The sequence below is a fragment of the Serratia sp. Ser99 genome (assembly GCF_024519545.1).
GTDB classification, from domain to species: Bacteria; Pseudomonadota; Gammaproteobacteria; order Enterobacterales; family Enterobacteriaceae; genus Serratia; species Serratia liquefaciens.
Genome location: NZ_JALJRT010000020.1, coordinates 23,640 through 35,497, shown reverse-complemented (window position 1 = coordinate 35,497; position 11,858 = coordinate 23,640). Strand labels below are relative to the sequence as shown.

Sequence of the window (11,858 nt, the reverse complement as noted above, 5' to 3'; positions counted from 1 at the left end):
ATGGTAGTGTGGGGTCTCCCCATGCGAGAGTAGGACACTGCCAGGCATCAATTAAACGTTATCAGCCTGACAACTGGTAATGAGCAGGATCGCCAAGCGCGGTTTTGCCCACATCGAAAGATGTGACGTAAAAGAATCGGTGGAGCGGTAGTTCAGTTGGTTAGAATACCTGCCTGTCACGCAGGGGGTCGCGGGTTCGAGCCCCGTCCGTTCCGCCACTTATTTAAATTATGCCTGCTATCTTAGCGGGCATAATGTTAAGCGAGATTTAGGGGCGTAGCTCAGTTGGTAGAGCACCGGTCTCCAAAACCGGGTGTCGCGAGTTCGAGTCTCTCCGCCCCTGCCATATTAGAAACCCTTTGCGAAAGCGAAGGGTTTTTTTTTGCGTGAAATTTCCCCATCTCCCATAATTCCCCTGAAAGATCGCTTAAAACTCCCACCGAAATCGTTCCCAATTTAGACATTTTTAGCTGGATCCATGTACAAAATGGTTGTTCTGCCGTGATGTGATGCCGCGCATTATTCCTGCCCGATTTTCGACTACACCTAATGTGTGTCCAACCCTAAGGACACCCACTTCACCAGAAAAAATGCAGCATACACAACAACGATAATCCCTGCCCGGCGTGGTTCCATGCCAAGGCAACGCGAGGAGAACAACATGGTTAAACGTCTGCTGTTAGCGGCCGCCATTACTGGCGCTTTGGTAGGTACGGGACAGGCGGCACCGCTGGTCGTCGGCTTTTCACAGATTGGTTCCGAATCGGGTTGGCGTTCGGCGGAAACCAAGGTTTCGAAACAGGAAGCGGAAAAGCGGGGTATCACGCTGAAAATCGCCGATGCGCAGCAAAAACAGGAAAACCAAATCAAAGCGGTCAGATCTTTCATTGCTCAGGGTGTTGACGCCATTTTCATTGCACCGGTTGTCGCCACCGGCTGGACGCCTGTGCTGCAGGAAGCCAAGGAGGCCAAAATCCCGGTATTCCTGCTCGACCGAATGATTGAGGTAAACGACCCTTCGCTGTATACCGCGGCGGTGGCTTCTGACAGCGTGCACGAAGGTAAAGTCGCAGGAGAATGGCTGGTGAAAGAGGTCGCCGGCAAGCCTTGCAACGTAGTCGAGCTACAGGGCACCGTGGGCGCCAGCGTTGCCCTCAACCGTAAGAAAGGTTTTGCTGACGGCATAGCCTCCGCCGCCAACGTTAAGATCATCCGCTCGCAATCTGGTGATTTTACGCGCAGCAAAGGTAAAGAAGTGATGGAAAGCTTCATCAAGGCTGAGCAAAACGGCAAAAATATTTGCGCCGTTTATGCACATAACGACGACATGGCAATCGGCGCCATCCAGGCGATTAAAGAGGCGGGTTTAAAGCCGGGCTCACAGATCAAAATCGTTTCTATCGACGGTGTGCCTGACATATTTAAGGCAATGATGAACGGTGAAGCCAATGCCACGGTCGAGCTAACCCCGAATATGGCCGGGCCGGCGTTTGATGCGCTGCTGGCGATGAAGAAAGACGGTACCCCGCCGCCGAAGTTTATCCAGACCGAGTCCAAGCTGCTGCAACCGGATACGGCTAAACAGGAGTTCGAGCTGAAGAAAAGCATGGGTTATTAATCTACTCACCGGCGGAACAGCAGATGGCTAACTCTCAGACGACGTTATTGACGATTAAGGGATTATCCGTTGAATTTCCTGGCGTAAAAGCGCTGGAGCAGGTTGATGTCACGTTGCAGCGCGGAGAGATCATGGCGCTGCTGGGCGAAAATGGCGCGGGGAAATCCACGCTGATCAAAGCGTTGACCGGGGTTTATCAGCGTTCCGCCGGCGAGGTATTACTGGAAGGCATCGCCATTGCCCCGCAGAGCACCGCGCAGGCGCAGACATTGGGCATTGGTACGGTTTATCAGGAAGTTAACCTGCTGGCGAACATCTCGGTGGCCGCCAACCTGTTCATCGGGCGAGAGCCCACGCGCTTCGGCCTGATCGATCAAAAAAAGCTGCTGCGCCAGGCTCAGCAGCTTTTACTGGGGTATGGGTTGCAGTTGGACGTCAGCCAGCCGCTGGGTAATTACTCCATTGCCATCCAGCAGATTATCGCTATCGCGCGGGCCGTCGATCTGTCCGCCAAAGTCTTGATTCTTGATGAGCCAACCGCCAGCCTGGATGCCAAAGAGGTCAGCATGCTGCTGGACATTCTCAGCCAGCTCCGTAGTCAGGGAATGGGAATGATCTTTGTTACCCATTTTCTCGATCAGGTTTACCGCATCAGCGATCGCATCACCGTACTGCGCAACGGCAAGTTAGTGGGAACGAAAGCCACCGCCGACTTACCGCGTATGGAACTGGTACAGATGATGCTCGGCCACGCGTTTGATGAGTCATTACTGAAACGCAGCGAGCATACGCCCTCAAAGGCGCCATCGTTGGTTGAATTCAGCGGTTATGGGCGGCGCGGGATGGTTGAGCCCTTTGATCTGCAGATTCGCCCGGGTGAGATTGTAGGGCTGGCCGGGCTGCTGGGATCGGGGCGTACCGAAACGGCCCAGCTCATATTCGGTATCAAACCGCGCGACAACGGCAGTGTAAAAGTCGAAGGGCGTGCGGTGAACATCCGGACGCCACGTAACGCTGCCAGCCTCGGCTTAGGGTATTGCCCCGAAGATCGTAAGATCGATGGAATCATCGGCGCTGCGACCGTGCGGGAAAATATCATTTTGGCCCTGCAGGCTCAACGCGGCTGGCTAAGGCCGCTCTCGCTGAAAGAGCAAACCCGCATTACTGAAAGCTATATCCAACTGTTGGGCATTCGTACTCCTGGGCCAGAACAGCAAATCCAGTATCTGTCCGGCGGTAATCAGCAGAAGGTGCTGTTGTCACGTTGGCTGGCGACGAAACCCCGTTTTCTGATCCTGGATGAACCGACGCGCGGCATTGATGTTGGTGCGCATGCCGAAATCATTCGCTTGATCGAAAAGCTCTGTGACGAAGGTCTGGCATTGTTGGTGATCTCCTCCGAACTGGAAGAACTGGTGGGTTATGCCGATCGCATCGTTGTGCTTCGAGACCGGAAACACGTAGCGCAGCTTGAACATAACGCCATTACGGTGCCTGCAATCATGCAGGTAATAGCCGCACAACAGGGGGCAGGATGAACCTCAGGAGTTTCTCCATGACCAGTGGGCCGCGTAAAGTCAGGTGGGTCATCCCTGCCGGAGCAACGCAACTGGGGGCGCTGGCGGTGATTTTGCTTATCGACAGTCTGGTCGCCCCGAATTTCTTTTCCCTACATATTCAAGACGGTCGACTGTTTGGCAGCGTAATCGACATTGTTAATCGCGGCGCACCGGTCGCGTTATTGGCATTGGGTATGACGTTGGTAATCGCCACCGGTGGTATCGACCTTTCGGTGGGAGCGGTGATGGCGATAGCCGGTGCCACGGCGGCAACGCTGACCAGCGCCGGTTATCCGCTGAGCTATGTACTGGCAGCCGCCCTGGCGGTTGGCGCACTGTGTGGCCTGTGGAACGGGTTTTTGGTGGCGGTGCTGCAGATACAGCCGATTGTTGCCACGCTGATGCTGATGGTGGCTGGGCGCGGCATTGCCCAACTGATTACCGAAGGGCAAATCGTCACCTTTGAGCGAGAGGGGTTGGCATGGCTCGGCAGCGGTGCGCTGATGTATTTGCCGATGCCGGCGATCATTGCTGCGGTCATGCTGCTGTTGATCTGGCTGTTAACGCGTAAAACGGCGTTGGGACTGTTTATCGAAGCCGTAGGCATCAATCTGCGTTCCGCGCGTAATGCAGGTGTCAGCACCGGCTGGGTGGTGATGGCGGTGTATGTGATCTGCGGGCTGTGCGCCGCCGTTGCCGGCGTTATCGTCACGGCGGACATCCGTGGCGCTGATGCCAACAATGCCGGGTTGTGGTTGGAGCTGGATGCGATCCTGGCGGTTGTGATTGGCGGCGGTTCACTGATGGGCGGTCGTTTTAACCTGTTGCTGTCGGTAGTGGGAGCATTAATTATTCAGGGGATGAATACCGGCATTCTGCTGTCCGGCTATCGGCCTGAGTTTAATCTGGTGTTGAAGGCGATTGTGGTGTTGGCGGTGTTGATGGTGCAATCGCCCAGCTTCACGCTGCGCCACCTGCTTGGGAGAAGAAAACCATGATCAAACGTAATCTTCCGCTGCTGATTACCGTCCTGGTGTTCCTTCTGGGCTACGCTTTTTGTCTCACGCAGTTTCCCGGCTTTGCCTCAACGCGGGTGTGGTGCGATTTGCTGACCGACAATGCCTTTCTGGGCATCGTCGCGGTCGGCATGACGTTTGTGATCCTTTCCGGCGGTATCGATCTGTCTGTCGGCTCGGTGATCGCCTTCACCGGGGTGCTACTGGCCAAGTTGATCGGAACTTACGGCATTGCACCGGGTTATGCGTTCATCATCGCGCTGTTGATGGGGGCGTCGTTCGGCGCGCTGATGGGTTGGATCATTGATGTGCTGAAGCTACCGGCGTTTATTATTACGCTGGCCGGAATGTTCTTCGTACGGGGCATGAGTTTTATTGTTTCAGAGGAGTCGATTCCCATCGATCACCCGCTGTATGTGACGCTGGCGAACTATGCCTGGAAACTGCCGGGCGGTGGGCGCTTTACATTGTTGGCGCTGGTGATGCTATTGGTTGTGGCGGTCGGCATGGTGCTGGCGCACCGTATGCGCTTTGGGCATAACGTCTACGCCATCGGCGGTAATCGGGTCTCTGCCGCGCTGATGGGCGTACCGGTACAGCGTACCACCGTGCTGATTTATATGCTCTCAAGCACGCTGGCGGCACTGTCCGGGATCATTTTCTCGCTGTATACCTCGGCAGGTTATGCCCTGGCGGCAAGCGGCGTGGAGTTGGATGCCATTGCTGCCGTCGTGATTGGCGGTACCTTGTTGACCGGCGGCGTGGGCACCGTTTTAGGCACGCTGTTTGGCGTGCTGATCCAGGGATTGATTCAGAGCTACATTACCTTCGACGGCACGCTCAGTTCGTGGTGGACCAAAATCGTTATCGGTATTCTGTTGTTCTGCTTTATCGGCCTTCAGAAGGCGATAAGCGCGTTTTGGCTCAGCAGCCGAACCCAACCCCGGCATCCTCGTTTGAAGCCGTTATAGCGCCTCATGCTGAGGTTTTCAAAGGTATTTTCAGCAGTTGCCGGATCAGCGGCTGCTGGTCGCTATTTTGCAGCCAGACGGCGTACAGCGGGCGGATAATGGCCGGGATCTCGGCGATGGCGGTTAACTGCGGGTAATCATTCTCCCACTGACTGGGCAGGAAGGCGCAGCCACCGGTGGTTTCCAGCAGTTGCCGGGTCAGATGCGCAGAGGTAGTGGTGAGCACCGGCAGAGTGTCGCTCTCCAGCATGCGGCTTTCCTGCTGATGGAAATCAGCCCCCCATTCCAGCTTGATATAGGGCATCGGCGCATGTTGATCGCGCAGGGTGGAAGAGAACAGCCGCAACGAGAAATTCCCCAACAGCTGGCTGGCCAGTTCATCCATCTTTGGCGGTTCAGTGGTGATGAGCAAATCGAGCTGTCTTTCATGCAGCTGTTTTACCAAAGAGTGCCGTAGCGCCACCCTGGCCTCCAGCTGCAACGCCTCACGCTGCTGATAGAGCGACTGCAGCCAGGGGGTCAAATAAGCCTCCCACAATGACGCCGTGGCACCGATGGATAACTCGGTATGTTGCAGTGAACGCACCACCTCTTTTTTCGCCAGTTGCCAGGTCATCATCAGGCTCTCTGCATAGGGCAAAAGCCGCTCTCCAGCAGGCGTCAGGCGGATATTGTTGCGGTGACGGGTGAACAGATTCGCGCCCAATTGGTTTTCTAACTGGCGGATGCGGAAACTGACGGCAGACTGCGTTAAGTACAAGGATTCTGCGGCTCGGCCAAAGTGACGCGTTCTACTGACCTCCAAAAAGGTTTTCAGTAATTCGGTATCCACACCCATCTCCAGTAATTTTTATCGTTAAGATTTAAATGTTTTGTTTTACACAATGTCAAGCCTATCTAATACTCCGCGCCATAAACAGCACGGCCATGAGAGAATTAGGAGCGTGTCAGATGGCGGATAGCTTCACCACGACCAGTCGATTTTTTGATAATAAACATTACCCTCGCGGGTTCTCCCGTCACGGCGATTTCACCATTAAAGAAGCGCAATTGCTAGAGCGTTTCGGGTATGCGTTCAACGAGCTGGATACGGGTAAACGCCAGCCGGCCACTGAAGAAGAACAGTTGTTCGTCGCAGTGTGCCACGGTGAGCGCGAGCCGGTTACCGAGCAGGAAAAAGTATGGGCTAAATATCTGGCGCGCACACGTCGCCCGAAAAAATTCCATACTCTGTCCGGCGGTAAGCCGCAGGCTGATGCGGTGGAAGATTACACCGACAGCGAGGATTGATTTTAATGGGGCCTTTGGGCCCCATTATTATTCAAGGCTGCGGTGCAGCTGCAGCAGCAGGCGATCCATACTGCGGTAACCAAGCGCTTCACTCAAGTGTCGCTTATCAATAGCCCGATCTCCCGCCAAATCCGCCAGCGTGCGAGCCACTTTCAGGATCCGCTGCCAGGCGCGAACCGATAATCCCAACCTGTTTAACGTCGTTTCAAGAAAATCCGCGTCCGCGTCGTTAAGTCGACAATCCCGTTCGACCTCATGATTGTTCAGCAGGGCATTAATCTTCCCCGCTCGACTGAGCTGCCTTTCACGCGCCAACAGCACACGTTCCCGTACCTGAGCGCTGTTTTCACCGGCAATGCGCTTTTTGCTAAGCAGGCCTGGTGGCAACAATGGCACTTCAATCGAGAGATCGAAACGATCGAGAAAGGGCCCTGAAAGCCGCCCCAGATAGCGCAGGACCTGCTGTGGCGATGCGCGGTTATGCATGCCCTGGTAATGCCCGGTAGGGCTGGGGTTCATGGCGGCGATCAGCTGTACCCGTGCCGGGAAGCAGACTTTGGCGCTGGCGCGGGAAACCACGATCTCGCCGGACTCCAGCGGTTCGCGCAGCGCATCCAGTACCCGCCTTTCGAATTCGGGCAGTTCATCCAGAAACAGGACACCATTGTGCGCCATGGAAATTTCACCCGGCCTCGGCAGCGAACCCCCGCCGACCAGAGCGGCCATCGAGGCGCTATGGTGCGGTGCGCGAAACGGCCGCTGTCGCCATGGCAGCGCTTGCGCAGCATGATGCAGCAGGCTGGCCACCGCGATGCTTTCCAGTGCTTCCTGATCGGTCAGCGGCGGGAGAAGGCCATTCAGGCAGCTGGCCAACATGGTTTTCCCGGTCCCTGGCGGGCCAACCAGCAGCAGGTTGTGGCCGCCGGCAGCGGCGATTTCCAGCGCGCGCTTTGCCTGTTCCTGACCCAGAATATCCTGCAGATCGGCCGGTTCGGGCGCGTTGTTCATTGCCGGCGGCGCATGGGCTACCGGTAAATCCGCTTTACCCAATACAAAGGCGCATACCTCTAACAGGTGGTCCGCCACCAGGGTTTTGCTCTGCGTAATTAGCCCCACCTCCGGCCCATTGGCGGCCGCCAAAACCAATTGCCGTCCTGACTCCATGGCGGCCAGCGCGGCGGGAATGGCTCCGCTGACGCCCCGTAGAGCGCCAGATAATGCCAGTTCGCCAAGGAATTCATAGTGAGCCAGCTTATCGGCTGGCAGCTGTTCGGAAGCCGCCAGGATAGCCAGCGCAATCGGTAGATCATAGCGACCGCCTTCCTTGGGCAGATCGGCCGGTGCCAGATTGACGGTAATACGCCGTGCGGGAAAGGTGAAACCGTTATTGATCAAGGCGCTGCGCACTCGATCACGCGCCTCTTTAACCGTGGTTTCCGGCAGGCCGACCATCGTCAGGCCGGGCAGCCCATTGCTGATATGCACTTCCACCGTAACCGAAGGGGCCTGAACGCCCAGTGTGGCCCGGGTATAGATCACTGCCAGTGACATATTGCTCTCCTTGCTGAAGGCAACATGATGCGGGATGTGTTGCGACGTCGCGCTTTACCCTTGGAATATTTGCGCGATAAGCCGTAATTAAAATTATTGGTTTCAGATAGATAGCCGTTTTTTGTGCAGGGCTTCGCAAAGGGCGGCAATACCCCTTAACAATTACGCGAACGCTGCAACACATTAGCAGGCTAACCATGTTGCGACCGGAGGGGAAATGGGTGTATTTAACAATTGATTAAAATAAAAATCACCTATTTAACACAATCCGACCGCCGCTGCATTCTGCCGCGGCAGCCGCTAAACCTCATGACTTCGTACTCTACGGTAGGGATAACATTATGTTTGGTTGGACACCGCTGCAACGCAATGCAGCTATCGCCAGCTTTTCAAGCTGGACGCTTGATGCTTTCGATTTCTTCGTGCTGGTCTTTCTGCTCAGCGATATCGCGCAATCTTTCCATGTCGGTATGGAAGAGGTCACGCTGGCGATCCTGCTGACGCTGGCGGTACGCCCGATTGGTGCGCTGATCTTTGGCCGTGCGGCGGAAAAATATGGCCGCAAACCGATTTTGATGCTGAATATCGTGTTCTTCTCGGTGTTTGAACTGCTGTCCGCGGCGGCACCCTCGTTGACGATATTCCTGCTGCTGCGGGTACTGTACGGCGTGGCGATGGGCGGGATCTGGGGTGTGGCCTCATCGCTGGCGATGGAAACCATTCCCGATCGTTCGCGTGGCCTGATGTCGGGGATTTTCCAGGCCGGCTACCCCTTCGGTTACCTGTTGGCGGCGGTAGTGTATGGCCTGCTGTTTGAAATTATCGGCTGGCGCGGCATGTTCGTAATCGGCGCGGCACCCATTTTATTGCTGCCGTTTATTTACTACTGCGTGCAGGAGTCGCCGGTGTGGCTGGCGGCCCGAGAACGCAAGGAAAGCAGCGCATTGCTGCCGGTGCTGAAGAGCCATTGGAAGCTGTGCGGCTACCTGGTGCTGCTGATGGCGGCGTTCAATTTCTTCTCGCACGGTACTCAGGATATGTATCCGGTGTTTTTAAAAGTTCAGCACGGTTTCGACCCTAAAACCGTCAGTATCATTGCCATTAGCTACAATATCGCGTCAATCATTGGTGGCGTTTTCTTTGGGGCACTGTCGGAAAAAATCGGCCGTAAGAAGGCGATCATCATTGCCGCCTTGCTGGCGTTGCCGGTGATCCCGCTGTGGGCGTTTTCCAGCGGTTCGCTGATGCTGGGGATTGGCGCATTCCTGATGCAGTTCATGGTGCAGGGGGCCTGGGGCGTGGTGCCGACTTACCTTACCGAATTGGTGCCGGCCAATACCCGCGCGGTACTGCCGGGGTTTGTTTATCAATTGGGTAATCTGATTGCTTCGGTCAACGCCACGCTGCAGGCGACGATAGCCGAGCATCATGGCCATAATTATGGGCTGGCAATGGCGATTATCGCCGGTACGGTGGCGATCGTGATTGCGTTGTTGGTGTTCTTCGGCAAGGACACGCGTGGTAAAGCGATCTCGGGTGCCGTGAAGTCCTCAGGCGTGCAGGCTAACGTTTGAATACCGGACATTTTGCACGAGGTATGACCAGATTGCGCCGAATAATAACGCAAAAAAAGTGTTGTCATGCCGCGCGGGACTATGGTACCTCTGTAGGTATTAGTTCGAAACGAGCACAGTGAACAAACCCATTATGAAAGCCTTTGCCCAAGTGATTAGCCTAGTCGTGATTAGCGTGGTGGTGATTATTATCCCACCGTGCGGGGCTGCACTTGGACGAAGAATGGCTTAGAAAACAAGCCGGAATCGCAAGAGAACCCCCGCACCGAAAGGTCCGGGGGTTTTTTATTGGCAAGAGAAAAGTGAAGCGAGGATAAGAATATGAATAACAGAACAAAATCCTGCAGTTGTCGAAGTAAGGCGGGGAAATAACTATGAACGGGGCTCAGTGGGTAGTACAAGCATTGCGTGCACAGGGAGTTGATAAGGTATTCGGCTATCCAGGTGGCGCAATCATGCCGGTCTACGATGCATTGTATGACGGTGGGGTAGAACACCTACTGTGCCGCCACGAACAGGGCGCCGCAATGGCTGCCATTGGTTATGCCCGCGCAACCGGCAAAGTCGGCGTTTGTATCGCCACCTCTGGTCCCGGCGCCACCAATTTGATCACCGGCCTGGCCGATGCGCTGCTGGATTCGGTTCCGGTAGTGGCCATCACCGGCCAGGTGGGTTCCGCGCTGATTGGCACCGATGCCTTTCAGGAGATCGATGTTCTCGGCCTGTCTCTGGCCTGCACCAAACACAGCTTCCTGGTGGAATCACTGGACGCGCTGCCGGGCATCATGGCGGAAGCCTTTGCCATCGCCTGTAGCGGCCGCCCTGGCCCGGTGCTGATCGACATCCCGAAAGACATCCAACTGGCCCACGGCGAGCTGCACCCGCACCTGGTGCCGGTCGTCGAAGAGTTGCATTACCCGGCGGCGGAGGTGGCGCAGGCCGCCGAGTTGCTGGCGCAGGCTCACAAACCGATGTTATACATCGGCGGCGGCGTAGGCATGGCGCAGGCGGTACCGGCACTGCGTGAGTTTATCGCGGTGACTCAAATGCCCAACGTTGTCACGCTGAAAGGGTTGGGCGCGGCGGATGCTGCTCACCCGTATTACCTCGGTATGCTGGGCATGCACGGTACCAAGGGTGCCAACCTGGCGGTGCAGGAGTGCGATCTGCTGATCGCTGTCGGCGCGCGTTTCGACGACCGCGTGACCGGGAAACTGAATGCGTTCGCGCCGCATGCCAAAGTGATCCACATGGATATCGACCCGGCGGAAATGAGCAAATTGCGTCAGGCACACGTTGCGCTGGAAGGCGACTTGAAGGCCTTGCTGCCGGCGTTGCAGCAGCCGCTGAAGATTGCCGCCTGGCAGCAGCGGGTGGTTGAGCTGAAGGAAGCCCACACCTGGCGTTATGATCATCCGGGCCAGCCGATCTACGCGCCGCTGTTGTTGAAACAGCTGTCCGAGCGCAAGCCGGCCAACAGCGTGGTGACTACCGACGTGGGCCAGCACCAGATGTGGAGTGCGCAGCACATGACCTTCGAGCGCCCGGAGAATTTCATCACCTCCAGCGGCCTGGGCACTATGGGGTTCGGCGTACCGGCCGCGGTTGGCGCCCAGATGGCGCGCCCTGAGGATACGGTGATCTGCGTATCGGGCGACGGTTCCTTCATGATGAACGTACAGGAACTGGGCACCATAAAACGCAAACAGCTGCCGCTGAAAATCGTATTACTGGATAACCAGCGTTTAGGCATGGTTCGCCAGTGGCAGCAGCTGTTTTTTGACGGGCGTTACAGCGAAACCAATCTCTCCGATAACCCCGATTTCCTGATGTTGGCCAACGCCTTTGGCATTCCCGGCCAGCGTATCACCCGTAAAGACCAGGTGGCAGACGCGCTCGACGCCTTATTCAACAGCGAAGGGCCCTACCTGCTGCATGTGTCGATCGATGAACTCGAAAACGTCTGGCCGCTGGTGCCGCCGGGTGCCGGTAACGAAACCATGTTGGAGAAAATCTCATGATGCAGCATCAACTCTCAATCCAGGCCCGTTTTCGCCCTGAAATGTTAGAGCGCGTATTGCGCGTCGTGCGTCATCGTGGCTTTCAGGTTTGTGCTATGAATATGGTTTCGGCGTCAAATACCGACAAGATTAATATTGAATTGACCGTTGCCAGCCAGCGCCCGGTGGATCTACTGTCATCTCAGTTGAGCAAACTGATGGACGTCTCCTGCGTTGAGATCCAACAGCAAACATCACAACAAATAAGCGCCTGATGCG

Annotated in this window: 11 protein-coding genes and 2 tRNA genes; 11 read left to right on the top strand and 2 right to left on the bottom strand. The window is 56.0% G+C overall.

Annotated features, from left to right (window positions below):
• The first annotated feature begins 141 nt into the window (after nucleotides 1-141).
• The 6 genes from NR114_RS23675 to yjfF all read left to right on the top strand — a co-directional run bounded on the left by NR114_RS23675 (nucleotide 142) and on the right by yjfF (nucleotide 5,164).
• Nucleotides 142-218: transfer RNA gene (locus NR114_RS23675), tRNA-Asp, on the top strand.
• Nucleotides 219-270: 52 nt separating this feature from the next.
• Nucleotides 271-346 (top strand) — tRNA-Trp (locus NR114_RS23670).
• Nucleotides 347-661: 315 nt separating this feature from the next.
• The gene (ytfQ, locus tag NR114_RS23665) at nucleotides 662-1,618 is read left to right on the top strand and encodes a galactofuranose ABC transporter, galactofuranose-binding protein YtfQ (protein ID WP_020837505.1); all 957 of its coding nucleotides are present in this window, start codon (nucleotides 662-664) and stop codon (nucleotides 1,616-1,618) included.
• Between the two features lie 23 nt (nucleotides 1,619-1,641).
• The gene (ytfR, locus tag NR114_RS23660) at nucleotides 1,642-3,156 is read left to right on the top strand and encodes a galactofuranose ABC transporter, ATP-binding protein YtfR (RefSeq protein WP_234528911.1); all 1,515 of its coding nucleotides are present in this window, start codon (nucleotides 1,642-1,644) and stop codon (nucleotides 3,154-3,156) included.
• A gap of 17 nt (nucleotides 3,157-3,173) precedes the next feature.
• Nucleotides 3,174-4,175: a galactofuranose ABC transporter, ATP-binding protein YtfT gene (ytfT, locus tag NR114_RS23655; RefSeq protein WP_234528910.1), complete on the top strand. Its 1,002-nt coding sequence runs from the start codon at nucleotides 3,174-3,176 to the stop codon at nucleotides 4,173-4,175.
• Nucleotides 4,172-5,164, top strand: a complete 993-nt coding sequence (yjfF, locus tag NR114_RS23650) for a galactofuranose ABC transporter, permease protein YjfF (protein ID WP_234528909.1) — start codon at nucleotides 4,172-4,174, stop codon at nucleotides 5,162-5,164. Before ytfT ends, yjfF begins: the two co-directional genes overlap by 4 nt.
• 4 nt (nucleotides 5,165-5,168) lie before the next feature.
• Here yjfF and hdfR read toward each other — a convergent pair whose 3' ends face one another.
• Nucleotides 5,169-5,996 carry an HTH-type transcriptional regulator HdfR gene (hdfR, locus tag NR114_RS23645; RefSeq protein ID WP_041415741.1) on the bottom strand — a complete coding sequence of 276 codons (828 nt, stop codon included), beginning with the start codon at nucleotides 5,994-5,996 and terminating at the stop codon, nucleotides 5,169-5,171.
• Nucleotides 5,997-6,115: 119 nt separating this feature from the next.
• Here hdfR and NR114_RS23640 point away from each other — a divergent pair, with 119 nt between their 5' ends.
• Nucleotides 6,116-6,454, top strand: a complete 339-nt coding sequence (locus NR114_RS23640; RefSeq protein ID WP_020837497.1) for a DUF413 domain-containing protein — start codon at nucleotides 6,116-6,118, stop codon at nucleotides 6,452-6,454.
• A 27-nt stretch (nucleotides 6,455-6,481) separates the two neighbouring features.
• On the opposite strand, the gene NR114_RS23635 is transcribed toward NR114_RS23640, so the two are convergent.
• Nucleotides 6,482-8,005, bottom strand: coding sequence for a YifB family Mg chelatase-like AAA ATPase (locus tag NR114_RS23635; protein ID WP_234528908.1), 1,524 nt, complete (start codon nucleotides 8,003-8,005; stop codon nucleotides 6,482-6,484).
• A 341-nt stretch (nucleotides 8,006-8,346) separates the two neighbouring features.
• On the opposite strand from NR114_RS23635, the gene NR114_RS23630 reads away from it, so the two are divergent.
• The 4 genes from NR114_RS23630 (at nucleotide 8,347) to ilvM (ending at nucleotide 11,854) form a co-directional block, all read left to right on the top strand.
• Nucleotides 8,347-9,579, top strand: coding sequence for an MFS transporter (locus NR114_RS23630; protein ID WP_020837491.1), 1,233 nt, complete (start codon nucleotides 8,347-8,349; stop codon nucleotides 9,577-9,579).
• 133 nt (nucleotides 9,580-9,712) lie between these two features.
• Nucleotides 9,713-9,811 (top strand): ilv operon leader peptide, encoded by a 99-nt coding sequence (gene ilvL, locus NR114_RS23625; protein ID WP_015962288.1) that lies wholly within the window; start codon nucleotides 9,713-9,715, stop codon nucleotides 9,809-9,811.
• A gap of 142 nt (nucleotides 9,812-9,953) precedes the next feature.
• Nucleotides 9,954-11,600, top strand: a complete 1,647-nt coding sequence (gene ilvG / locus NR114_RS23620) for an acetolactate synthase 2 catalytic subunit (RefSeq protein ID WP_020837490.1) — start codon at nucleotides 9,954-9,956, stop codon at nucleotides 11,598-11,600.
• Nucleotides 11,597-11,854, top strand: a complete 258-nt coding sequence (ilvM, locus tag NR114_RS23615) for an acetolactate synthase 2 small subunit (RefSeq protein WP_020837489.1) — start codon at nucleotides 11,597-11,599, stop codon at nucleotides 11,852-11,854. Before ilvG ends, ilvM begins: the two co-directional genes overlap by 4 nt.
• The last annotated feature ends 4 nt before the right edge of the window (nucleotides 11,855-11,858 follow it).